This is a genomic window from Cloacibacterium caeni (assembly GCF_907163125.1).
GTDB classification, from domain to species: domain Bacteria; phylum Bacteroidota; class Bacteroidia; order Flavobacteriales; family Weeksellaceae; genus Cloacibacterium; species Cloacibacterium caeni_B.
Map to the genome: position 1 here is coordinate 2,143,330 of NZ_OU015319.1, position 21,170 is coordinate 2,164,499.

General features: G+C 33.8%; 30 protein-coding genes. 2 read left to right on the forward strand and 28 right to left on the reverse strand.

The window, feature by feature from the left end:
* Positions 1-4: 4 nt before the first annotated feature.
* The 20 genes from rplO to rplC form a co-directional block, all read right to left on the reverse strand.
* Positions 5-451 carry a 50S ribosomal protein L15 gene (gene rplO / locus KKQ79_RS09925; RefSeq protein WP_213190004.1) on the reverse strand — a complete coding sequence of 149 codons (447 nt, stop codon included), beginning with the start codon at positions 449-451 and terminating at the stop codon, positions 5-7.
* A gap of 15 nt (positions 452-466) precedes the next feature.
* Positions 467-646, reverse strand: coding sequence for a 50S ribosomal protein L30 (rpmD, locus tag KKQ79_RS09930; protein WP_069800918.1), 180 nt, complete (start codon positions 644-646; stop codon positions 467-469).
* A gap of 11 nt (positions 647-657) precedes the next feature.
* Positions 658-1,179, reverse strand: a complete 522-nt coding sequence (gene rpsE / locus KKQ79_RS09935) for a 30S ribosomal protein S5 (RefSeq protein WP_069800916.1) — start codon at positions 1,177-1,179, stop codon at positions 658-660.
* A gap of 13 nt (positions 1,180-1,192) precedes the next feature.
* The gene (gene rplR, locus KKQ79_RS09940; RefSeq protein WP_069800914.1) at positions 1,193-1,546 is read right to left on the reverse strand and encodes a 50S ribosomal protein L18; all 354 of its coding nucleotides are present in this window, start codon (positions 1,544-1,546) and stop codon (positions 1,193-1,195) included.
* Between the two features lie 11 nt (positions 1,547-1,557).
* A complete protein-coding gene (gene rplF, locus KKQ79_RS09945; protein WP_213190005.1) occupies positions 1,558-2,103 on the reverse strand; it encodes a 50S ribosomal protein L6 in 546 nt (181 codons plus the stop codon).
* A gap of 19 nt (positions 2,104-2,122) precedes the next feature.
* Complete coding sequence (gene rpsH / locus KKQ79_RS09950) at positions 2,123-2,521, reverse strand: 30S ribosomal protein S8 (protein WP_213190007.1); 399 nt, start codon at positions 2,519-2,521, stop codon at positions 2,123-2,125.
* 110 nt (positions 2,522-2,631) lie between these two features.
* A complete protein-coding gene (gene rpsN / locus KKQ79_RS09955) occupies positions 2,632-2,901 on the reverse strand; it encodes a 30S ribosomal protein S14 (protein ID WP_069800908.1) in 270 nt (89 codons plus the stop codon).
* Between the two features lie 3 nt (positions 2,902-2,904).
* On the reverse strand, positions 2,905-3,456 hold the full coding sequence (rplE, locus tag KKQ79_RS09960) for a 50S ribosomal protein L5 (RefSeq protein ID WP_069800905.1): 552 nt from the start codon (positions 3,454-3,456) through the stop codon (positions 2,905-2,907).
* Positions 3,457-3,458: 2 nt separating this feature from the next.
* Positions 3,459-3,779: a 50S ribosomal protein L24 gene (rplX, locus tag KKQ79_RS09965; protein ID WP_213190009.1), complete on the reverse strand. Its 321-nt coding sequence runs from the start codon at positions 3,777-3,779 to the stop codon at positions 3,459-3,461.
* 20 nt (positions 3,780-3,799) lie between these two features.
* On the reverse strand, positions 3,800-4,168 hold the full coding sequence (gene rplN / locus KKQ79_RS09970; RefSeq protein WP_069800901.1) for a 50S ribosomal protein L14: 369 nt from the start codon (positions 4,166-4,168) through the stop codon (positions 3,800-3,802).
* A complete protein-coding gene (gene rpsQ, locus KKQ79_RS09975) occupies positions 4,168-4,425 on the reverse strand; it encodes a 30S ribosomal protein S17 (RefSeq protein ID WP_074650956.1) in 258 nt (85 codons plus the stop codon). Before rpsQ ends, rplN begins: the two co-directional genes overlap by 1 nt.
* Before the next feature lie 9 nt (positions 4,426-4,434).
* Positions 4,435-4,620 carry a 50S ribosomal protein L29 gene (rpmC, locus tag KKQ79_RS09980; RefSeq protein ID WP_188616937.1) on the reverse strand — a complete coding sequence of 62 codons (186 nt, stop codon included), beginning with the start codon at positions 4,618-4,620 and terminating at the stop codon, positions 4,435-4,437.
* 10 nt (positions 4,621-4,630) lie between these two features.
* Positions 4,631-5,056 carry a 50S ribosomal protein L16 gene (gene rplP, locus KKQ79_RS09985; protein WP_069800895.1) on the reverse strand — a complete coding sequence of 142 codons (426 nt, stop codon included), beginning with the start codon at positions 5,054-5,056 and terminating at the stop codon, positions 4,631-4,633.
* Positions 5,057-5,152: 96 nt separating this feature from the next.
* Positions 5,153-5,848 (reverse strand): 30S ribosomal protein S3, encoded by a 696-nt coding sequence (gene rpsC, locus KKQ79_RS09990; RefSeq protein ID WP_069800893.1) that lies wholly within the window; start codon positions 5,846-5,848, stop codon positions 5,153-5,155.
* Between the two features lie 8 nt (positions 5,849-5,856).
* Positions 5,857-6,261 carry a 50S ribosomal protein L22 gene (gene rplV / locus KKQ79_RS09995; protein ID WP_069800891.1) on the reverse strand — a complete coding sequence of 135 codons (405 nt, stop codon included), beginning with the start codon at positions 6,259-6,261 and terminating at the stop codon, positions 5,857-5,859.
* Positions 6,262-6,263: 2 nt separating this feature from the next.
* Positions 6,264-6,542 carry a 30S ribosomal protein S19 gene (rpsS, locus tag KKQ79_RS10000; RefSeq protein ID WP_213190011.1) on the reverse strand — a complete coding sequence of 93 codons (279 nt, stop codon included), beginning with the start codon at positions 6,540-6,542 and terminating at the stop codon, positions 6,264-6,266.
* Positions 6,543-6,544: 2 nt separating this feature from the next.
* Positions 6,545-7,366 carry a 50S ribosomal protein L2 gene (gene rplB / locus KKQ79_RS10005; RefSeq protein ID WP_069800887.1) on the reverse strand — a complete coding sequence of 274 codons (822 nt, stop codon included), beginning with the start codon at positions 7,364-7,366 and terminating at the stop codon, positions 6,545-6,547.
* 22 nt (positions 7,367-7,388) lie between these two features.
* Positions 7,389-7,679: a 50S ribosomal protein L23 gene (rplW, locus tag KKQ79_RS10010; RefSeq protein WP_213190013.1), complete on the reverse strand. Its 291-nt coding sequence runs from the start codon at positions 7,677-7,679 to the stop codon at positions 7,389-7,391.
* Between the two features lie 3 nt (positions 7,680-7,682).
* The gene (rplD, locus tag KKQ79_RS10015) at positions 7,683-8,312 is read right to left on the reverse strand and encodes a 50S ribosomal protein L4 (protein WP_069800882.1); all 630 of its coding nucleotides are present in this window, start codon (positions 8,310-8,312) and stop codon (positions 7,683-7,685) included.
* Entirely contained in the window at positions 8,303-8,929 is a 627-nt protein-coding gene (gene rplC, locus KKQ79_RS10020) for a 50S ribosomal protein L3 (RefSeq protein WP_069800880.1), read from the reverse strand. Before rplC ends, rplD begins: the two co-directional genes overlap by 10 nt.
* Positions 8,930-9,322: 393 nt before the next feature.
* Here rplC and pta point away from each other — a divergent pair, with 393 nt between their 5' ends.
* Both pta and KKQ79_RS10030 read left to right on the forward strand, forming a co-directional pair.
* Positions 9,323-11,410, forward strand: a complete 2,088-nt coding sequence (gene pta / locus KKQ79_RS10025; RefSeq protein ID WP_213190015.1) for a phosphate acetyltransferase — start codon at positions 9,323-9,325, stop codon at positions 11,408-11,410.
* A gap of 146 nt (positions 11,411-11,556) precedes the next feature.
* Positions 11,557-12,762, forward strand: coding sequence for an acetate/propionate family kinase (locus KKQ79_RS10030; RefSeq protein ID WP_213190017.1), 1,206 nt, complete (start codon positions 11,557-11,559; stop codon positions 12,760-12,762).
* On the opposite strand, the gene KKQ79_RS13985 is transcribed toward KKQ79_RS10030, so the two are convergent.
* The 8 genes from KKQ79_RS13985 to KKQ79_RS10070 form a co-directional block, all read right to left on the reverse strand.
* Positions 12,756-13,019, reverse strand: coding sequence for a DUF1294 domain-containing protein (locus KKQ79_RS13985; RefSeq protein WP_430982096.1), 264 nt, complete (start codon positions 13,017-13,019; stop codon positions 12,756-12,758). The two genes, KKQ79_RS10030 and KKQ79_RS13985, sit on opposite strands and share 7 nt — an antisense overlap.
* Complete coding sequence (locus tag KKQ79_RS10040; protein ID WP_213190021.1) at positions 13,016-13,921, reverse strand: alpha/beta hydrolase; 906 nt, start codon at positions 13,919-13,921, stop codon at positions 13,016-13,018. Before KKQ79_RS10040 ends, KKQ79_RS13985 begins: the two co-directional genes overlap by 4 nt.
* A 90-nt stretch (positions 13,922-14,011) precedes the next feature.
* Complete coding sequence (gene rpsJ, locus KKQ79_RS10045) at positions 14,012-14,317, reverse strand: 30S ribosomal protein S10 (RefSeq protein ID WP_069800872.1); 306 nt, start codon at positions 14,315-14,317, stop codon at positions 14,012-14,014.
* An 18-nt stretch (positions 14,318-14,335) separates the two neighbouring features.
* A complete protein-coding gene (gene fusA / locus KKQ79_RS10050) occupies positions 14,336-16,453 on the reverse strand; it encodes an elongation factor G (protein ID WP_104793854.1) in 2,118 nt (705 codons plus the stop codon).
* A 7-nt stretch (positions 16,454-16,460) separates the two neighbouring features.
* Positions 16,461-16,937, reverse strand: coding sequence for a 30S ribosomal protein S7 (gene rpsG / locus KKQ79_RS10055; RefSeq protein ID WP_069800868.1), 477 nt, complete (start codon positions 16,935-16,937; stop codon positions 16,461-16,463).
* A 23-nt stretch (positions 16,938-16,960) separates the two neighbouring features.
* A complete protein-coding gene (gene rpsL, locus KKQ79_RS10060; RefSeq protein ID WP_069800866.1) occupies positions 16,961-17,371 on the reverse strand; it encodes a 30S ribosomal protein S12 in 411 nt (136 codons plus the stop codon).
* A 157-nt stretch (positions 17,372-17,528) separates the two neighbouring features.
* Entirely contained in the window at positions 17,529-18,275 is a 747-nt protein-coding gene (locus KKQ79_RS10065) for a LytR/AlgR family response regulator transcription factor (RefSeq protein WP_213190027.1), read from the reverse strand.
* Entirely contained in the window at positions 18,275-21,088 is a 2,814-nt protein-coding gene (locus KKQ79_RS10070; RefSeq protein ID WP_213190028.1) for a sensor histidine kinase, read from the reverse strand. Before KKQ79_RS10070 ends, KKQ79_RS10065 begins: the two co-directional genes overlap by 1 nt.
* Positions 21,089-21,170 lie beyond the last annotated feature (82 nt).

Genomic DNA, 21,170 nt, shown 5'->3' on the forward strand with positions numbered 1-21,170 from the left:
TTTATTAAAGAGTGATCGCTTTACCTCCTGCTTTAGAGATTGCCTCTTCAGCAGATTTAGTGAATTTGTTAGCAGAAATAGAAACAGAAGATTTAAGTTCTCCTCTACCCATAATTTTCACTAATTCATTTTTAGAAGATAAACCATTTTCCACCAATACTTCTTTAGTAACTTCAGAAAGATTTTTAGCGTCTACTAATGCTTGAATAGTATCAAGATTAATAGCTCTGTATTCTTTTCTGTTAATGTTATTAAATCCGAATTTTGGTAATCTTCTTTGTAAAGGCATCTGACCACCTTCAAAACCTATTTTCTGTGAGTAACCAGCTCTTGATTTTTGACCTTTGTGACCTTTTGTAGATGTACCACCTTTGCCACTACCTTGTCCTCTACCTACTCTTTTTGAATTATGAGTAGCTCCAGATGCTGGTTGAATATTATTTAAATTCATTTTGTTAAAATTTAATTAGTTTTCCTGTACTTCTACTAAATGTCTCACTGCTGCTACCATACCTAAGATAGATGGAGTAGCTTCGTGTTCTACAACTTGGTTTAATTTTTTAAGACCAAGAGCTACTAAAGTATCTTTTTGTACTTTAGGTCTTTTGATAGCACTTCTTACTTGTTTGATTTTAATTGTTGCCATGATATAAAAAATTAACCGTTAAACACTTTAGTTAAAGAAATTCCTCTCATTCTTGCAATTTCTTCTGGTCTTCTGATATCTAACAATGCTTTGAAAGTTGCCTTTACCACATTGTGAGGGTTAGAAGAACCTTTAGATTTTGAAAGTACATCATGTACTCCTGCAGATTCTAGTACCGCTCTTACCGCACCTCCTGCGATTAATCCTGTACCGTGAGAAGCTGGTCTTAAGAAGATATCAGCACCACCGTATCTAGCAGAAGTTTGGTGAGGGATTGTATGATTCATTACAGGAACTTTCACTAAATTTTTCTTAGCATCTTCTACTGCTTTAGCAATAGCAGAAGCAACTTCTTTAGATTTACCTAAACCGAAACCGATTACACCGTCTTCATTACCTACTACTACGATTGCAGAAAATCCGAAAGCTCTACCTCCTTTGGTTACTTTAGTTACTCTGTTTACGGCAACTAGACGATCTTTAAGTTCTAGACCACCTGGTTTTACTCTTTCTATATTATCTAATCCTAACATAATTTTTTAATTTTTAAAATTTCAAACCACCTTCTCTAGCACCGTCTGCAAGAGCTTTTACTCTACCGTGATATACGAAACCGTTTCTATCAAAAACTACTTTTTCAAATCCAGCAGCTAAAGCTTTTTCAGCAATTTTCTTACCTACTGCAGTTGCAACTTCAGTTTTAGTTCCATTAGCATCTACTCCTTTCTCTCTAGAAGAAGCAGCTACTAAAGTTTTACCTTCTTTATCGTCAATTAATTGAGCGTAGATTTCTTTGTTACTCTTGTAAACAGAAAGTCTTGGCGCTGAAGAAGTTCCAGAGATTTTGCCTCTTACTCTTCTTTTAATTCTATCTCTTTTTTGTACTTTTGTTAATGCCATTGTCTTAATTTTTAAGCAGATTTACCAGCTTTACGTCTAATTATTTCACCAACGAATTTCACACCTTTACCTTTGTATGGTTCTGGTTTTCTGAATGAGCGAATTTTAGCAGCCACCATTCCCAATAATTGTTTGTCATAAGATGACAAAGTGATGATTGGGTTTTTACCTTTTTCTGTTAAAGTATCTACTGTGATTTCTTTTGGAAGATCTAGTACGATACCGTGAGAGAAACCTAGAGCTAATTCTAGTTTTTGACCAGAGTGAGATGCTCTATAACCTACCCCTACTAATTCTAATTTTTTTGTGAAACCTTCTGCGGTTCCTACAATCATATTATTGATTAACGCTCTGTATAGACCGTGTAATGCTTTATGATTTTTAGCTTCAGATGGTCTGCTTACAGTGATTTTACCATCTTCTTGCTCAAGAGTAATTCCGCCTGTAATTTCTTGAGAAAGTTCTCCTTTAGGACCTTTCACAGTTACTACATTATCGTTTACAGTAACTGTAACACCTGCAGGAATTTCTATAATTGATTTACCAATTCTTGACATTTCTTCCTAATTTTTACAATTAATAAACATAGCAGATTACTTCGCCACCTACTTTTTCTTCTCTGGCTTTCTTATCAGTCATTACTCCCTTAGAAGTAGAGATGATAGCTACACCTAAACCATTTAATACTCTTGGTAATTCTTCACTACCAGCGTATTTTCTCAAACCTGGTCTAGAAGCTCTTTGGATAGACTTAATAGCCGGTTTGTTAGTTTGCTTATCATATTTCAAAGCGATTTTGATAGTCCCTTGAACAGCGTTATCTTCAAACTTGTAGTTTAAGATGTAACCTTGATCAAATAAGATTTTCGTAATCTCCTTTTTGATTTTTGATGCAGGAATTTCCACCACTTTGTGGCCTGCGCTTTGTGCGTTCCTTACTCTAGTTAGGAAATCTGAAATTGGATCTGTTACCATTTTTTTATTTTAAATTATTATTGGTGAATGATATTCAGTATTGCAGATGGCTTTTAATTTTGAGGCTAAAAGCCATAAGCAACTTAAATATCTTGATTAAAAACTAATTGTTACCAACTTGCTTTTTTAACTCCCGGGATAAGACCATTGTTAGCCATTTCTCTGAAAGTAACTCTCGAAATACCGAAAGTTCTCATGTAACCTCTTGGTCTTCCTGTTAATTTACATCTGTTGTGTAATCTTACAGGAGAAGCGTTTTTAGGTAATTTCTGAAGTGCTTCATAATCACCTGCTTCTTTTAGGGCAGCTCTTTTAGCAGCATATTTAGCAACTAGTGCTTCTCTTTTGCGCTCACGCGCTTTCATTGATTCTTTTGCCATTTCTTAGTTCTTTTTAAACGGTAAACCGAAATGAGTTAATAATGCTTTTGCTTCTTTGTCAGTTTTAGCAGTAGTAACGAAAGTGATGTCCATCCCTTGGATTTTTTTCACTTTGTCGATCACGATTTCTGGGAAGATAATTTGCTCAGTAATCCCTAAGTTGTAATTACCTCTACCATCGAAACCATCGGCTTTGATACCGTTAAAATCTCTAATTCTTGGTAAAGCAGATGAAGTAAGTCTATCTAAAAATTCGTACATTTTTTCTGCTCTAAGCGTTACTCTTGCACCTACTGGCATACCTTTTCTTAATTTGAAAGCTGCCTCGTCTTTTTTAGATAAAGTTCCTACTGCTTTTTGACCAGTGATAGCTGTAAGTTCTTCTACTGCATAGTCTACGATTTTTTTGTCTGCAGTTGCAGCACCTAAACCTTGAGACACAACAATTTTTTCTAATTTAGGTACTTGCATGATAGATTTGTACCCAAATTCTTCCATCATTGCTGGAACAATTTTTTCTGTATATAATTTTTTGGGTCTTGCTACGTATTCCATAATTAGATTTCTTTACCTGTTGTTTTAGCAATTCTTACTTTTTTATCACCTTCTACTTTATACGCTACTTTTGTAGCTTTTCCGTTTGCATCTACAAGAGATACATTAGAAATATTAATAGATGCTTCTTTTTCTACGATTCCGCCTTGAGGATTAGATGCAGATGGTTTTACGTGTTTTTTAACAACGTTTACACCTGCTACGATAACTCTAGCATCAGCGTTTTCTTTCTTAATCACTTCTAGAACTTCACCTTTATTACCTTTGTTTTTACCAGTAGTAACGATTACGTTATCTCCTCTTTTTATTTTAACTTTTGCCATTTTTTCTAAAATTTTTAAAATTATAATACTTCAGGAGCTAATGAAATGATTTTCATATATTCTTTGTCTCTCAATTCACGAGCAACTGGTCCGAAAACACGAGTTCCTCTCATTTCTCCAGCAGCGTTTAGAAGAACGCAAGCATTGTCGTCAAATTTGATGTATGAACCATCTTTTCTTCTAACTGCTTTTTTAGTTCTTACGATAACTGCTTTAGATACTTGTCCTTTTTTTGCATTTCCTGATGGAGTAGAATCTTTGATAGTAACTACGATTTTATCACCTACAGAAGCATATCTTCTTCTAGTTCCACCTAGAACTCTGATTACTAGTACTTCTTTTGCACCAGTATTATCAGCAACTTTTAATCTTGATTCGGTTTGTAACATTACTTAGCTCTTTCAATTATACTTACTAATCTCCATCTTTTATTTTTGCTCAAAGGTCTAGTTTCTGTAATTAAAACTTTGTCTCCTTCGTTGCACTCGTTGTTTTCATCGTGAGCGGTATATTTTTTCGTTTTTAATACGAATTTACCATACATTGGATGTTTCATTCTCATCGTTTCACTAACTACAATGGTTTTTTCCATTTTATTGCTAGAAACGATTCCGATTCTTTCTTTTCTTAAATTTCTTTCCATGATAAAATGAAATTATTGTTTGTTAGTTAACTCAGTTTCAAGTCTTGCGATTGTTCTTCTTAAATCTCTGATACTGATAGGATTTTCAATCGGGCTAATTCTGTGCGCTAATTTCATTTTAGTGTAATCAGCTTTAAGAGCAGCTAATTGATTTTTAATATCTCCTGCGCTTAGATTTTTGATGTCAGCTTTTTTCATTTTTCAAAGATTATTGAGGTTGAACAAAATCGTTAGCTACTACAAATTTGGTAACTATTGGAAGTTTCTGAGCTGCAAGTCTTAACGCCTCTTTAGCTATTTCATAAGGAACTCCACCTACTTCAAACATAATTTTACCAGGTTTTACTACAGCTACCCAATATTCTACAGCACCTTTACCTTTACCCATCCTTACTTCGGCTGGTTTTTTAGTAATAGGCTTATCTGGAAATATTTTAATCCATAGTTGACCTTCTCTTTTCATATATCTTGTAGCAGCGATACGCGCAGCTTCAATTTGTCTTGCAGTGATCCAAGCACCGTCTATAGCTTTAATTCCGAAAGTTCCATACGCAAGTTGAGATCCTCTTTGCGCATTTCCCTTCATTTTCATTTTATGAACACGACGGAATTTCGTTCTTTTAGGTTGTAACATGTTTTCTAATTTAGATTTTAGATTTCAGATTTTAGATTTTAGATTTTAAAAAAGTAACGGTAATTTAAAACTTAAAATTTCAATCTAAAATTTTAATTATTTTCTGTCTCTTTTTTTACCAGCTGGTGCTTTTTTCTGTTGACCAACAAGTGGAGATAATTCTCTCTTGCCGTAAACTTCACCCTTCATGATCCAAACTTTCACTCCTAGCTTACCGTACTGAGTAAGTGCTTCACCAATGTGATAATCGATATCTGCTCTGAAAGTAGACAATGGGATTCTTCCTTCTTTGAAAGACTCGCTTCTTGCCATTTCAGCTCCGTTTAATCTACCAGAGATTTGAACTTTGATACCTTCTGCACCCATTCTCATAGTGCTGGTCATAGCCATTTTAACAGCTCTTCTGTAAGAGATTCTGTTTTCAATCTGTTTTGCAATACTTTCTGCAACTAGAATTGCGTCTAGTTCTGGTCTTTTGATTTCGAAGATATTGATTTGGATGTCTTTATCAGTAATCTTTTTCAATTCTTCTTTAAGTTTATCAACTTCTTGACCACCTTTACCGATGATAAGACCTGGTCTTGCAGTAGTGATTGTTACTGTTACTAATTTTAGGGTTCTCTCGATGTAGATTCTAGAGATACCACCTTTAGATAATCTAGCTTCAAGGTATCTTCTGATTTTGTAGTCTTCTGCGATTCTGTCTCCATAATCGTTTCCACCAAACCAGTTAGAATCCCATCCTCTGATGATTCCTAATCTATTACCAATTGGATTTGTCTTCTGTCCCATACCTTTGATTATTGATTATCTTGTTTGTTACCTAATACTAATGTTACGTGATTAGATCTTTTTCTAATTCTGTAACCTCTACCTTGTGGTGCAGGTCTTAATCTCTTAAGTTGTCTTGCACTATCCACATAAATTTCTTTTACAAAAAGATTAGCAGCTTCTATGTCAGCACCTTCGTTTTTAGTTTGCCAGTTAGCAATAGCCGAAAGTAAAAGTTTTTCTAACTTGTTAGAAGCATCTTTTTTAGAATATTTAAGGATATATAGGGCTTTATCTACGTTTTCTCCACGGATGATATCAGCAACGAGTCTCATTTTTCTTGGAGAAGACGGACAATTGTTTAATGAAGCTTTTACAACGTCTTTGTTAGCTTCTTTTCTTGCGATTGCGCTATCTTGTTTTCTTGATCCCATGATTATCTGCTACCTTTATTTTTGTTACCTGCGTGACCTCTAAAAGATCTCGTTGGAGAAAATTCGCCTAACTTGTGTCCTACCATGTTTTCAGTTACATAAACTGGGATAAAAGATTTCCCGTTGTGTACTGCGATAGTTTGACCTACCATGTCTGGAGAGATCATAGATGCTCTAGACCATGTTTTGATAACTGTCTTCTTATTTTGTTCTATGTTTGCCTGAACCTTCTTTTCTAAATGATGAGCGATGAAAGGTCCTTTTTTAAGTGATCTTGCCATAATTATTTTCTTTTAGATACGATGTAACGGTTAGACACTTTGTTTTTCTTTCTAGTCTTGTAACCTTTAGCTGGTTTACCGTTTCTAGATCTTGGGTGACCACCAGAAGATCTACCTTCACCACCTCCCATTGGGTGATCTACAGGGTTCATAGCTACAGCTCTTGTTCTTGGTCTCTTACCTAACCATCTGCTTCTACCTGCTTTACCAGAAACGGTAAGTTGGTGATCTGAGTTAGATACTGAGCCAATCATAGCCATACATTCTACTAAAATCATTCTAGATTCTCCTGAAGGCAATTTAATGATTGCATATTTACCATCTCTAGAAGTTAATTGCGCAGAAGAACCTGCACTCCTAGCAAGGATAGCTCCTTGTCCTGGTCTTAGTTCGATGCAAGAGATCACAGTACCTAATGGTATGTTTTTCAATTTCATTGCATTTCCTACTTCAGGTTCTACATTATCTCCAGAAACTACAGTTTGACCTACTTTAATACCGTTTGGAGCAACGATGTATCTCTTTTCTCCATCAGTGTATTCTACTAAAGCGATAAACGCAGTTCTGTTTGGATCATACTCCACAGATAAAACAGTAGCAGCTACATCAAACTTATTTCTTTTGAAATCGATGATTCTGTACTTTTTCTTGTGTCCACCTCCGGTATAACGCATGGTCATTTTACCAGTGTTATTTCTACCTCCTTTTTTAGAAAGCCCTACAGTTAGAGACTTCTCAGGTTTGTTGGTAGTAATTTCTTCAAAATTGTTTACAATTCTGAATCTCTGTCCTGGGGTGATAGGTTTTAATTTTCTAACAGACATTACTATTAATTATATAAAATTATTAATTTGTTGCAAAAATATCAATGGTTTCACCTTCTACAAGTTGAACCAAAGCTTTCTTCAATTTATTGGTTTTACCAACTTGAAGTCCTTTTTTAGTGTATTTCGCAGAAACTTTAGGAGCATAAATCATTGTTCTTACGTCTTCTACCTTTACACTATAAGCAGCTTCTACAGCTTGTTTGATTTGGATTTTATTAGCTTTAGTATTTACTAAAAACGTATAAACTCCGCTCAATTCTGATTGGCTGTTTGCTTTTTCTGAAATGATTGGTTTAATAATAACTGACATGACTTATTTTCTTAAATTTTCTTGAAATTTTTCTACAGCACCTTCGAAGAATACTACTTCACCAGCATTAACTAAGTCATAAGAAGAAATCTCATTATAAGTTAAAACTTTTACTTTCGGTAAGTTTCTTGAAGACAAATATACGTTCTTGTTTGTTTCAGCAAGCACGAATAATGCTTTTTTGCCTTCCAAACCTAATGCATTAAATACATTGATGAAATCTTTAGTTTTAGGAGCAGCAAATGTTACTTCTTCTAATACTTTAATAGAGTTTTCTCTCATTTTTTGAGAAAGAACAGATTTCTTAGCTAATCTTTTTAATGCTTTATTTAATTTGAATCTGTAATCTCTTGGCTTAGGACCGAATACTCTACCCCCACCTTTGAAAGTTGGAGATTTAATATCACCATATCTAGCCGAACCAGATCCTTTTTGTTTTTTAAGTTTTCTAGTAGAAGCAGTAATTTCGCTTCTTTCTTTAGACTTATGAGTTCCTTGTCTTTGAGCAGCAAGGTATTGTTTCACTTCTAAGTAAACCGCGTGCTGATTTGGCTCAATTCCGAAGATAGCTTCGTCTAGTTGCACTTTTCTTCCGGTTTCTTTTCCTGATGTATTTAATACTACTAGTTCCATTTCTTGATAATTACATAAGAATTTTTAGCTCCCGGAACAGCACCTTTTACTACTAAAAGATTTTGTTCTGTATCTACTTTTAACACTTGAAGGTTTTGAACAGTTACCTGTTTTCCTCCCATTCTACCAGCCATTCTAAGTCCTTTGAAAACTCTAGAAGGGTCAGAACCTGCACCGATTGAACCTGGAGCTCTTAATCTGTTGTGCTGACCGTGGGTAGCTTGCATTACACCACCAAAGTTATGTCTTTTAACAACCCCTTGGAAACCTTTACCTTTAGAAGTACCTGTTACGTCTACATATTCACCTTCGTTGAACATGTCTACGATTACTTGATCTCCTACTTTCACTTCGTGTTCGAATTCATTTCTAAACTCCACGATTTTCGCCTTTGGCGTAGAACCAGCCTTTTTGAAATGACCAGCTAACGCTTTAGATACGTTCTTCTCACTCTTGTCATCGAAACCTAGTTGCACCGCTTTGTAACCGTCAACTTCTTCGGTTCTGACCTGTAAAACCGCGCATGGACCAGCTTGAATAACTGTACAAGGGATATTCTTCCCTTCTTCGTTAAACAAAGATGTCATACCGATTTTTTTACCAATAATACCTGACATTATTAATATATTATACTTAAATTGTTTATTATAACTCTCTATTCTAGAGGAATTTAGTAATATCTACGTCTGAAATAGGCATACTTCTTCCCTAAAATGAGTGTGCAAATGTAAGAATATTTTTTGAACTGACAAACAGTAAGTTAAAATTATTTTCTATTTTAATCCATTCATGTTCAGTCACTCGTGAAACCATAAACTGAAATTTATTCTATCATAAAGATTAATTAAAATATGATGTTTGTAATTAGGAAACGGAAGTCCTTTTAATGCTTATATTTTTGCTAAAAATTTAAAATAGCTGTCAAATCGCATGTTTTTCGACACTTGATTTACTTTCATAACCGTTTTGAAAGCCGTATTTTTGCAAAATAAATTTAATCCTTTCTAAAAATGAATCATTCAGTATACGTAATTACCTCTTCTGCACAAAGCGGAAAATCTATTGTAAGTCTTGGATTAATGCAAATGCTGAAACGCACCACTCCTAATGTAGCGTTTTTTAAGCCTCTTATCGAAAATAAAAATGTAGTAGACAATCATATAGACACTATTTTATCTCACTTTAATATTAACATGAATTATGAGGATGCTTACTCATATTCTAGAAGTGAGTTTACGGAACATCAAAATCAAGGAAAAATCAATGAGGTTTATGATACCATCATCGAGAAATATAAAAATTTAGAAAATGAATTTGATTTTGTATTGGTAGAAGGAAGTGATTTTACAGAAGAAGGTTCTGTTTTTGAAATAGATTTCAATGGTTCTATTGCCAAAAATTTAGGAATCCCAGTTTTATTAGTGGTAAAAGACAGTTTCGAAACCGTTCCTGAATTGGTAAATAATGTGATTGCAGAAGTCAATTCATTTTTAGAAAAAGACGTTAATATAATAGGAGTAATTGTTAATCGTTGCGAAAAAGAACAAAGCGAAGTACAAAAACTCATCAACAAAGAAATTAAAAAAGGAATCTTCGTAGCCGTTATTCCAAACAATCCAGAATTAGGAAAACCATCTATCCGCGAAATCATCAATCATATTAGAGGTCATGTTTTATTCGGGAAAGAAAAACTAGACAACATTGCGAAAACCACGGTTATTGGAGCGATGCAATTAGCGAATTTCTTGCCTAGAATTACACCAGACAGCCTCTGTATTATGCCAGGAGACAGAAGCGACCTCATTGTAGGAACTTCTTTGGCGAATATTTCACCGAAATATCCTAATATTTCTGGAATTGTTTTAACAGGTGGTTTCACGCCAGAAAGATCTATTATCAAATTAATGCTCGACAATCAAAAACCTATTCCGATTATCACTACTAATCTCGGAACTTTTGAAGCAGCATCTGTAATTTCTAGAATTAAACCGAAAATTTACGCAGAAAATAAATCAAAAATAAAATTAAGTATTGACTTGTTTGAAAGTTCTGTTGACGTAGAAGAGCTCAATGCCAAAATAAACTCTGTGAAAACAGAAAGTCTCACCCCGAGAATGTTCCAATACAATCTCTTGAGTAATGCTAAAAAAATTCAAAAGCACATTGTTTTACCAGAGGGCAATGACGATAGAATTCTAACCGCTGCATCTCAAATTGCAGAAGACAAAGTGGCAAAAATTACCATTTTAGGCGACCCTGAAAAAGTAAAATCTAGAGTAGCGCAACTCGGATTAAACTGGGACGAAAGTAGAATTTCTATCGTAGACCCTCACAACAGTGAATTCTACGAAGATTACGCCAACGCTTTATATGAATTAAGAAAATCAAAAGGTTTAGAATTGACATCTGCACAAGATTTAATGCTAGATGCTTCTTACTTTGGTACCATGATGGTACACAAAGGTCATGCAGACGGAATGGTTTCTGGTGCTGTAAATACAACAGCTCACACCATAAAACCTGCTTTACAATTTGTGAAGACAAAACCTGGTTTCAAAACTGTATCTTCAGTATTTTTCATGCTGTTAGATGACAGAGTTTTGGTTTACGGAGATTGTGCCATTGTACCCAATCCGAATCCTGAACAATTAGCAGAAATTGCGATTTCTTCTGCCGATTCTGCCAAAACATTTGGTATAGAAACGCCTAAAGTGGCGATGCTTTCTTATTCTTCTGGAACATCTGGAAGCGGTGAAGAAGTAGAAAAAGTGAGAAAAGCTACAGAAATTGTAAAATCTCTACGTCCTGATATTTTAGTAGAAGGACCTATTCAATATGACGCTGCAGTAGACCCAATCGTTGGTAAAAGCAAATTGCCAAACTCACCTGTTGCTGGACAAGCCAATGTTCTTATTTTCCCAGACTTGAATACAGGAAACAACACTTACAAAGCGGTTCAAAGAGAAACTGGTGCATTAGCAGTTGGCCCAATGTTACAAGGTCTAAACAAACCAATTAACGATTTAAGTCGTGGTGCTACCATTGAAGATATTTACAACACCGTAATTATTACAGCGATACAATCTACTAACAATTAAACCTCATATTTAGACAGCTCGTCTTAGCAGCCCGACTTGAGTGGAGCTCTTTTTATTTTTTGAATGAAAAAGCTTTGGTAAAAATAAAAAAGCGGGAACGGAAGGCGGAAAAGCTGCCCAAATTAAAAATTTTAAAAAATTATTACATGAACATATTAGTTATTAATGCAGGAAGCTCATCTCTGAAATATCAAATCATCAATATCCTTTCACAACAAGTTTTGGCTAAAGGTTTAGCAGAACGTATCGGAATTGAAGGGGGTAGAATCAAACATCAATATGCAAAAGATGATGGCTTCGGCGAATATATTTTAGAAGAAAATTTACCAGAACATGCTACAGCTTTCGAGGCGATTACGGGTTTATTAACTCATCCAGATTTTGGAGTTATCGAAAATCCTGAAAGCATCAAAGCGATTGGTCACAGAGTAGTTCACGGCGGCGAAAAATTCACAAAAACGCAAATCATTACTCCAGAAGTGAAAGAAGCGATAAAAACTTTGATTCCATTGGCTCCACTTCATAATCCGGCAAACTTAATTGGGATAGAAGCTTCTGAAAAGTTCTTTCCAAATGCTGTTCAGGTAGCAGTTTTTGACACAGCGTTTTTCGCTACTCTTCCAGAACACGCTTACCGATATGCTATTCCTAAAAAATTCTATACAGATAATAGCATTAGAGTGTATGGTTTCCACGGAACGAGCCACAAATTTGTATACAATGAAGCCAAAAAAATTCTGAAAAATGACCATTTAAAAGCCATTACCATTCACTTAGGAAATGGTGCAAGTATGGCTGCAGTAAATGAAAACGGAGAAAGTATAGATACGACTTTAGGTTTTGGCCCACTTTGTGGATTGGCGATGGGAACTAGAAGTGGCGATATAGATCCTTCTGTGATTTTTTACATGGTAGAAGAATTAGGCTTTTCTTTACAAGAGGTGAAAAACATATTGAATAAAGAAAGTGGAATGCTTGGTTTAGGCGGAAGCAGCGATGCAAGAGACATCAACGAAAAATGTGAACAAGGCGATGCTGATGCTAAACTGACTTTAGAATTATATACTTACAGAATTAAAAAATACATCGGTTCTTATTTTGCAGCGTTGAATGGAATTGACTCCATTATTTTCACGGCTGGTTTAGGAGAAAATGATGCAGTGGTAAGAAGTTGGTCTTGTAAAAATTTAGAAGCGCTTGGCATAAAGCTAGACGAAGAAGCCAATGTGAAGTTTAATCACACAAAAGTTCCTGTAGAAATTCAAGCACCAGAAAGCAAAGTGAAAATTCTGATTATTCCTACCAATGAAGAATTAGAAATTGCACAGCAAACGTATGAATTGATTCAGTAATTAGATTTTAAATAATAGAAAATGATAAGAATTTGGACTAAGAATATTAGTCCAAATTTTATTTTAAAGGAAGTTTTAGAAATTTTATGTCGGAAAACAAGCATTCCCAAAAGTGAGCCTACACTTCCGCCGAGAAATGAGAGCAACAAAAGAACAAACTCCGAAATTCTATTTCCACCACGAGTTGCATTTCTTTTGTCAAAACCAAATAACAAAAAACTAAAAATAGAAATAACAAGTATATAATTCAAAATCATTTCAACATAAAAGTTAATGGAATAGAAAGTCTTTTTGCCCAAGATTTTTCGCTGTGGTCTTCTCCTTCAAATTTTAAAGTTTGCCAGTTTTTCTTCCGAAACTTTTTAGCTTTCATGATCTCATCTACTTTCATTTGATAAGGTTCATACAATTTATCAAGCGTTTCTGTACCGAAATCAAAATAGATTTTATGCGTTTTAGGATTGGGCAAATTGGCTTTTAAATAGCTTTGAAAAGCAAGAGGAATAGGATTGTTTTCTGACGCAAAAATTCCTGGCCAATGTGTAGACATACAAATTGCACCGCCAAAAATTTCAGGATATTCGCAAATAGCATACATAGAAATCAATCCGCCCATAGAACTTCCCATGATAAACGTGTGTGGTGCATCTGTATAAGTGCTATAATTTTTATCTACAAAAGGTTTGAGTTCTTTTACTAAAAATTTCAAATATTCATCTGAATAGATTTTACCACCAAAAAGTGATTGATCTTTACTTCTGAAAAGATTGTATAGAGAATCTTGCTTTTTTTGAGACAAACTTTCAAAAGGTTTCTGCGGAAAATATTCGCTATGACGGTTTTTATCTGCATTGTCTATGGCAACTACAATTGTAGGTTTTATTTTCTTCTCGCGAACGAGTTCTCCTAAATTTTCGTCTAGCTTCCATTCTTGCTTGTTCCAAGTGATGGTTTCATCCCAAAGCATTTGTCCGTCATTGGCATAAAGAACTTGGTGTTTTACCTTTGGATTATAATTTTCGGGAAGCCAAATTCTCACGGTTCTTTCTCCGATGATTTCGGATTTAAAATTTTTGTATTCTATGATTTTTCCAGAAGAAACTTTTGGCGTTTGAGCGAAAGTAAAAAGGGAAAGGAGAAGGAATACTAGGTTTTTCATTCGTTAAAATTTTGAATAAAATTACGAATTAAAACAAAACTCCCAAACTAAATAGTTTGGGAGTTTTTATCATAGCAAAGTGATTAATTATCACACTTTGATTTCTACGTCTACACCTGAAGGTAACTCTAATTTCATTAGAGCATCTACAGTTTTAGAAGAAGAAGAATAGATATCCATCAATCTCTTGTGAGCAGAAAGTTGGAACTGCTCTCTTGCTTTCTTGTTTACGTGTGGTGATCTAAGAACTGTAAAGATTCTTTTGTGAGTTGGCAATGGAATAGGTCCGTTTACCACAGCACCAGTAGCTTTTACAGTTTTCACGATTTTCTCAGCAGACTTATCTACTAAATTGTAATCGTAAGACTTAAGTTTTATTCTGATTCTTTGTGACATTTTCTAATTTTTTAAAGATTAACCTCTTGCTTTAGCAATTACTTCTTCTGCAATATTTGTTGGAGCTGGTTCGTATCTCTCGAACTCCATAGAAGAAGTAGCTCTACCAGAAGATAAAGTTCTAAGCGAAGTAACATAACCAAACATTTCAGATAGTGGAACGAAAGCTTTGATTACTTTAGCGTTATTTCTATCATCCATACCGTTTACAGTACCTCTTCTTCTGTTAAGGTCTCCTACGATATCTCCCATATATTCTTCAGGTGTAACTACCTCAAGTTTCATAATAGGCTCCATAATTACAGCTTTAGCAGCTTTACCAGAAGCTTTGAAACCCATTTTAGCAGCTAATTCGAAAGATAATTGGTCAGAGTCTACTGCGTGGAAAGATCCATCTTTAAGGGTTACTTTCATAGATTCTACTTCGAAACCAGCTAATGGACCGTTTTTCATAGATTCTTTGAAACCTTTTTCAACTGAAGGGATAAATTCTCTAGGAATGTTACCACCTTTAATTTCGTTGATGAATTCTAAACCAGTTTTACCTTCGTCTGCAGGACCAATTTCGAATACGATATCTGCGAACTTACCTCTACCACCTGATTGTTTTTTGTAAACTTCTCTATGGTTAGCAACTTGTGTAAGAGCTTCTTTGTATTCTACTTGTGGTTGACCTTGGTTAACCTCTACTTTAAATTCTCTTCTCATACGGTCAACGATGATATCAAGGTGAAGTTCTCCCATCCCTGAAATAATAGTTTGACCTGAAGCTTCATCAGTTTTCACAGTAAATGTAGGATCTTCTTCTGCTAATTTAGCAAGAGCATTACCCATTTTATCTTGGTCTGCTTTAGTTTTAGGTTCTACAGCGATACCAATTACTGGATCTGGGAAAATCATAGATTCAAGAACGATTGGTGCTTTTTCATCAGAAAGAGTATCTCCCGTTTTGATATCTTTGAAACCTACTGCTGCACCGATATCTCCAGCTTCGATAAATTCTACTGGATTTTGCTTGTTAGCGTGCATTTGGTAGATTCTAGAAATTCTTTCTTTGTTTCCAGATCTTGTATTTAGAACATAAGATCCAGCATCTAATCTTCCTGAATAAGCTCTAAAGAATGCTAATCTACCTACAAATGGGTCAGTAGCAATTTTGAAAGCTAATGCAGCGAAAGGCTCTTTTACGTCTGGTTTTCTAATGATTTCAGCATCAGTTTTAGGATCAGTTCCTTTGATATCATCCTTATCTAGTGGAGAAGGAAGATATTTACAAACTGCATCTAGCATGAACTGAACTCCTTTATTTTTGAATGAAGAACCACAAGTCATAGGAATGATAGATAAATCAATAGTTGCAGCTCTAAGTGCAGCATTGATTTCTTCTTCAGTAATAGAATCTGGATCTTCAAAGAATTTTTCCATTAGAGTTTCATCGTAATCAGCTACTGCTTCTACTAATTTTTCTCTATATTCCATTACCTCATCTTTCATATCTTCAGGAATTGGAACTACATCAAAAGTTGCTCCTTGTCCTGCTTCATCCCAGATGATAGCTCTGTTCTTAATTAAGTCTACTACACCTTTGAAATCTTCTTCAGCACCGATTGGTAAAACGATTGGAACTGCATTAGAACCTAACATTTCTTTAACTTGTTTTACAACGTTTAAGAAATCAGCTCCTTGTCTGTCCATTTTGTTTACGAATCCCATTCTCGCAACTTTGTAGTTATCAGCCAATCTCCAGTTGGTTTCTGACTGAGGCTCTACTCCGTCTACTGCTGAGAATAAGAACACAAGACCATCTAATACTCTAAGAGATCTGTTTACTTCTACTGTGAAGTCTACGTGTCCTGGGGTATCAATGATATTGAAGTGGTAAGGTTTAGTTTCAGGAAGTGTTTTCCCTTGATCTGTTGGGAAATTCCAGCTACATGTAGTAGCAGCAGAAGTAATGGTAATACCTCTTTCTGCTTCTTGTTCCATCCAGTCCATTGTAGCAGCACCTTCGTGTACTTCTCCAATTTTGTGAGTTTTACCTGTATAGAAAAGAATACGCTCTGTAGTGGTAGTTTTACCGGCATCAATGTGCGCAGCAATCCCAATATTTCTTGTGTATTTAAGATCTCTACTCATTTCTTAATTAAAATTTAAAGTGAGAGAAAGCTTTGTTAGCTTCTGCCATTTTGTGAGTATCAGTTTTCTTCTTGAAAGCAGCACCTTCTTCTCTAGAAGCAGCGATAACTTCTGCAGCTAATTTCTGAGCCATAGACTTATCATTTCTAGCAGTAGCATACTTAATTAACCATTTCATTGCCATAGAAATTTTTCTATCAGCTCTGATTGGCATAGGAATTTGGAAGTTTGCACCACCAATTCTTCTTGATCTTACTTCTACGTGAGGCATTACGTTAGTTAATGCATCTTTCCAGATTTCAAGAGAAGATTTTTCGTTATCTCCTTTTTTAGCTTCTACGATATCTAATGCATCATAGAAAATTCTGAAAGCGATAGATTTTTTACCATCTACCATTAGATTATTTACAAATCTTGTTACCAATTGATCATTAAACTTTGGATCTGGTAACAACGGTCTCTTTTTTGCTTTTGTTTTTCTCATTGTTCTTGTTCCTTATTTAATGATTACTTTTTCTTACCTTTTGCAGGAGCAGCAGCCTGTCCTGGTTTTGGTCTCTTGGCACCGTATTTAGAACGTCTTTGCGTTCTTCCGTTTACTCCGGCAGTGTCTAAAGCACCACGAACAATGTGATATCTAACTCCCGGTAAATCTTTTACTCTTCCGCCACGTACTAATACTATCGAGTGCTCTTGGAGGTTATGTCCTTCTCCCGGGATGTAGGCGTTAACTTCTTTTCCGTTTGAAAGTCTTACTCTCGCAACTTTTCTAAGTGCTGAGTTAGGTTTCTTAGGAGTAGTTGTATATACTCTCGTACATACGCCTCTTCTTTGTGGACATGAATCCAAAGCAGCCGATTTGCTCTTCTTAGCAAGTGTGGCTCTTCCTTTTCTAACTAATTGTTGAATAGTAGGCATTTGATTGCTTTATATTATTTTTTATTTTAGGGTGCAAAAATATAAATATTTTTTGAACTGACAAAGTTTCATTTCATAAATAATTAAAATATTGATTTACATAATAATGTACCCAAAATATTTTTTTTTAATATGACTAAAAAAACAACTTAATTTTTCAAAATCTAGGGATTTTTTTAAATGCCTTTAGAAAAGTATCTATTTTTTCTATTGAAATGGGTATTTCTACATCATTTTTTAGAATAACCGTTCCACCATTTGCTTTACTGAATTTTAGAGTATGTAGAATATTAACTATATACGATTTATGACATCTGAAAAATTGGGAATAAGAAGATAGGGTTTCTTCAAAGTTTTTCAAAATTCTACTTGTAGTATATTTTTTTCCATTGGTTAAGTGTATATCAGTATAGTTACTATCTGCTTTTAGGTAAAGAATTTCATTTACTTCAATCATTATTAAATTATTACCATCAGGAATGGCTATCTTTTCTGTATGAGATAGGCGTAACTTAGCCACTTGTAATTTATGAAAAGTGGTGAGCTGTTTCTGTTTATAGCGTTCTATTGTTTCTTTCAGTTCTTCTGGGTCAATTGGTTTTAGCAGATAATCCAAGGCAGATGTTTTAAAGGCCTGTATAGCATATTGGTTATATGCTGTTGTAAAGATGATGTTAAATTGGATTTCATCTTTACCAAAAAAATTCACAATTTCTAATCCGTTATATTTTGGCATTTCTATATCAAGGAAAACAATCTCTGGTTGAAATTTTCTTATTGCCAAAACTCCTGATGGTAAGTCATCACAGATTGCTACCACTTCTATCTCTGGCGCCACTTGATTGATGACTCCTTTTAAATAAATTTGTGCTCTTTTTTCATCTTCTATTATTATTGCCTTCATTATATTTTCATTTTTATAGTGACTTGAGTTCCGATGCTTTCTTCATTTTCATCATAAAGATCTATATAATCTATTGTGATATTATATTGATCTTTATTCAGTAACATTATACGATCTAAATTAGCTTTGGTTGCAAAAGATTTCGGTTTAGAGGTGTTGAGTTTATTTAATTGTGCTGATTTTACTCTACCTATTCCATTATCTTGTATTGTGGTGATTAATTGATGAGTTTTATCTAGACGAAATTCTATTGCGAGATTTTTTTCTCCGTTACTATGAGCAAGTCCGTGTAAAATAGCATTTTCTACATAAGGCTGAAAGAGCATCGTTGGGATTTTTACATCATTCAAACGTATGTTTTCATCATAGTAAATTTTAAAGTTAAAATCTTCAAACCTCATTTTTTGTAATTCTAAATAAAGTTTCAGAGTATCTATTTCATCTTGTAAGGTAACTGTATCTGTGTCTGACAGCTCTAAAATTTTTCTTGTTAATTTAGAAAATTTAGACAAATAGGCAGATGCAACTTGAGTGTCATTGGTAAATATATAGGATTGGATATTCTTGATGGCATTGAAAAAGAAATGAGGGTTCATCTGGGATTTGATGAGTTGTAATTTTGATTCTTTTAAATTTTTTTCTAAAGTTATTTGAGCTATTTTTTCTGCGTTTTTCTTTTTTAATTGTAAAATTTTCCAGCGATACAGCAAGAAACTCATGAGTAAAAAACTACATATAATAATAGTGATAAACCAAGCACGCTTCCATAAAGGAGGTGAAATTTCAAATGTAATGGGTTTTACCGTGAAATTAATTTCTGATGTGTTTTTATTCATTAGCCCCAACTGAATAGAATATTCTCCAGGAGCTAACGCTACGAGTTTTATATTTTTAGAATTATTGTTTAAATTTTTCAATACGCCATTAACTTTATAAACAATTTGATAATCATCATCAAAATCAAAATTTAATACATTAAAATTTATTTGGATGTCATTTTCTGTATGTTTAAGTTTTCTTTCTAAAGAAACGAACATGCCATTAACCGCAATGTTTTCAATAATTATTTTTGGAGCTTGAAATGATGTAAACGAGGTCTTTTTGTTGTTAATTTTTATGATTTTATCTTCTGTTATAGCGTAGTAACTGCCTCTAAAATAGTTAATCCCTTTTATTCTTAAAAACTTTCCTAGAGAAAAAAGTTTATTAAACTGATAAGATTGAAGTTTAAAAACAGTGTTTTTGTCTATTAATAAAACCTGATTTTCGTCCTTGAACATTAGATTAAAAAGACGATTAGTTTTGATTTTTTTGATAGCCAATCCTTTAATTTCAAATATTTCTCCTTGGTTACTCAGCGCAATTACTCTATCATTTTCTAATACTAAATTTTTGATATGCAGTATTTTACCCTTAAAAAATAAAGAAGACACTTTATTTTTTTTAAGTTCCAGTAAACCATTATTGCTTGCGACTAAAACCCTATCATATAGAGCATCATAAACAATAGATTTCCCTCTTATATTTGTAAGTAAATTATTTTCCCAAGTTAATTTTGGACGAGTAGAAATGGTATTAACAAAACCTGTTCCTGATACTAAAAAACGATTTTCTGAAAGAGGGAAAAGGTGTTTTACCGCACTGTTATAATGTACAATCCGCCTGCTTTTTTTGTGTTGTATGTAAAAACCATTTGCTGAGAAAAAGTTATAATCTACATCAACATTAAAATTAAGGTAGTAAACAGGATAAGCATCTTTACTTTGCCAGTAGTTTTGATGCTGTAGCTTTTCATTCAAGGTATAAATTTTCCCAGAGCTTCCTCCCACATAGATTTTTTTACCATCATCGGTAATACTACTGAACTTTTCACTTGGGATTTGCAGTTCTAAAGTCTGAAAATTTTTAATAATATATACTCCGTTTTTAAGCGATGAGAACCAAAAAACATTGTTCTTATCTTTAAAAACTTTAGAAATATCATCTTTGGGAAGATTTTTAGTAAACGATAATTCTTTACCATTCATTGAGAAGACTCTTACCCCTTCTTTGGTACATAACCAAATCTCCTGATTAATAATTTCAAAATTCTGAACCTGTTTATCAATAGAAAAAGTAGCTAACTGTGTAAATTTTTCTTTATCAAAACCAAGAAGTTTACACTTAAAATATTTGTCTTGAGTAAAAAAATAAATTTGGTTACCGCGTTTGTAAGAAAGAACTTTTATACTCCGCTTTATTTCTTTGTTTTCAATAATCTTGGTTTTCCAGTTTTTCAGGGATATGGTTTGCGTAGTTTCATTTCCTAGGATCATTTCATCTGCTAAAACATCTAGAAAACTGGTTTGGAAGTTTTTAATTTTTATATTTTTAATTTTTTTAAGAGAATATAAATCTCTTATTTCAATGCCTTGCCAATGAGCTTTTATTAAATATTGATTAGTAATTACAAAATTAACAAAGCCAACATTATTGGTCTGCGAAAAAGTTTCTAGCTCGTCTTTACTGTTTACATAATAAAGATACCCATCAAAAGTTTGATACCAAATTCTACCTAAAATATCTTCTTTAATGTTAGATCCAGATTTAGAATGCAGATCTGGATGAGAATACGTTTTAAAATCTACACCATTATACTTAATTAGTCCTTCTTCTGTAGCCAGCCATATAAAGTTTTTTGAATCTTGAAATATATCAAAAACAGTAGAGCTTGGCAATCCAGACTCTGTATTTAATTGATCATAGAAAATATTCTGAGCATTGATATAAACTGCCCAGAAAACCAAAAAAAGATATGATAAAAAGAATTTCATTTTTCTAGTTACAAATTAATAAATATTACTCCATGCAAAAAAATTATTTCACTCACCGAAAACAAGGTTTCATTTAAAACGA

Excerpts from the sequence above, each read along its gene's own strand:
- KKQ79_RS10065 (WP_213190027.1), bottom strand. The coding sequence starts at position 18,275 with ATGAAGGCAATAATAATAGAAGATGAAAAAAGAGCACAAATTTATTTA.
- rplX (WP_213190009.1), bottom strand. The coding sequence starts at position 3,779 with ATGGCAAAAGTTAAAATAAAAAGAGGAGATAACGTAATCGTTACTACT.
- rplV (WP_069800891.1), bottom strand. The coding sequence starts at position 6,261 with ATGGGATCAAGAAAACAAGATAGCGCAATCGCAAGAAAAGAAGCTAAC.
- rpsE (WP_069800916.1), bottom strand. The coding sequence starts at position 1,179 with ATGTTAGGATTAGATAATATAGAAAGAGTAAAACCAGGTGGTCTAGAA.
- rpsL (WP_069800866.1), bottom strand. The coding sequence starts at position 17,371 with ATGCCTACTATTCAACAATTAGTTAGAAAAGGAAGAGCCACACTTGCT.
- fusA (WP_104793854.1), bottom strand. The coding sequence starts at position 16,453 with ATGAGTAGAGATCTTAAATACACAAGAAATATTGGGATTGCTGCGCAC.
- rpsH (WP_213190007.1), bottom strand. The coding sequence starts at position 2,521 with ATGGTAACAGATCCAATTTCAGATTTCCTAACTAGAGTAAGGAACGCA.
- rplE (WP_069800905.1), bottom strand. The coding sequence starts at position 3,456 with ATGGAATACGTAGCAAGACCCAAAAAATTATATACAGAAAAAATTGTT.
- rplC (WP_069800880.1), bottom strand. The coding sequence starts at position 8,929 with ATGTCAGGTATTATTGGTAAAAAAATCGGTATGACATCTTTGTTTAAC.
- rplW (WP_213190013.1), bottom strand. The coding sequence starts at position 7,679 with ATGTCAGTTATTATTAAACCAATCATTTCAGAAAAAGCAAACAGCCAA.
- KKQ79_RS10040 (WP_213190021.1), bottom strand. The coding sequence starts at position 13,921 with ATGAAAAACCTAGTATTCCTTCTCCTTTCCCTTTTTACTTTCGCTCAA.
- KKQ79_RS10070 (WP_213190028.1), bottom strand. The coding sequence starts at position 21,088 with ATGAAATTCTTTTTATCATATCTTTTTTTGGTTTTCTGGGCAGTTTAT.
- rpmC (WP_188616937.1), bottom strand. The coding sequence starts at position 4,620 with ATGAAAAAAGCTGACATCAAAAATCTAAGCGCAGGAGATATTAAAAAT.
- rplO (WP_213190004.1), bottom strand. The coding sequence starts at position 451 with ATGAATTTAAATAATATTCAACCAGCATCTGGAGCTACTCATAATTCA.
- rpmD (WP_069800918.1), bottom strand. The coding sequence starts at position 646 with ATGGCAACAATTAAAATCAAACAAGTAAGAAGTGCTATCAAAAGACCT.
- rplF (WP_213190005.1), bottom strand. The coding sequence starts at position 2,103 with ATGTCAAGAATTGGTAAATCAATTATAGAAATTCCTGCAGGTGTTACA.
- rpsG (WP_069800868.1), bottom strand. The coding sequence starts at position 16,937 with ATGAGAAAAACAAAAGCAAAAAAGAGACCGTTGTTACCAGATCCAAAG.
- pta (WP_213190015.1), top strand. The coding sequence starts at position 9,323 with ATGAATCATTCAGTATACGTAATTACCTCTTCTGCACAAAGCGGAAAA.
- rplB (WP_069800887.1), bottom strand. The coding sequence starts at position 7,366 with ATGTCTGTTAGAAAATTAAAACCTATCACCCCAGGACAGAGATTCAGA.
- rplN (WP_069800901.1), bottom strand. The coding sequence starts at position 4,168 with ATGTTACAAACCGAATCAAGATTAAAAGTTGCTGATAATACTGGTGCA.
- rplR (WP_069800914.1), bottom strand. The coding sequence starts at position 1,546 with ATGGCATTAACAAAAGTACAAAAAAGAGATAGAATTAAAAGAAGAGTA.
- KKQ79_RS13985 (WP_430982096.1), bottom strand. The coding sequence starts at position 13,019 with ATGATTTTGAATTATATACTTGTTATTTCTATTTTTAGTTTTTTGTTA.
- KKQ79_RS10030 (WP_213190017.1), top strand. The coding sequence starts at position 11,557 with ATGAACATATTAGTTATTAATGCAGGAAGCTCATCTCTGAAATATCAA.
- rplD (WP_069800882.1), bottom strand. The coding sequence starts at position 8,312 with ATGGAACTAGTAGTATTAAATACATCAGGAAAAGAAACCGGAAGAAAA.
- rplP (WP_069800895.1), bottom strand. The coding sequence starts at position 5,056 with ATGTTACAACCTAAAAGAACGAAATTCCGTCGTGTTCATAAAATGAAA.
- rpsN (WP_069800908.1), bottom strand. The coding sequence starts at position 2,901 with ATGGCAAAAGAATCAATGAAAGCGCGTGAGCGCAAAAGAGAAGCACTA.
- rpsC (WP_069800893.1), bottom strand. The coding sequence starts at position 5,848 with ATGGGACAGAAGACAAATCCAATTGGTAATAGATTAGGAATCATCAGA.
- rpsJ (WP_069800872.1), bottom strand. The coding sequence starts at position 14,317 with ATGTCACAAAGAATCAGAATAAAACTTAAGTCTTACGATTACAATTTA.
- rpsS (WP_213190011.1), bottom strand. The coding sequence starts at position 6,542 with ATGGCAAGATCACTTAAAAAAGGACCTTTCATCGCTCATCATTTAGAA.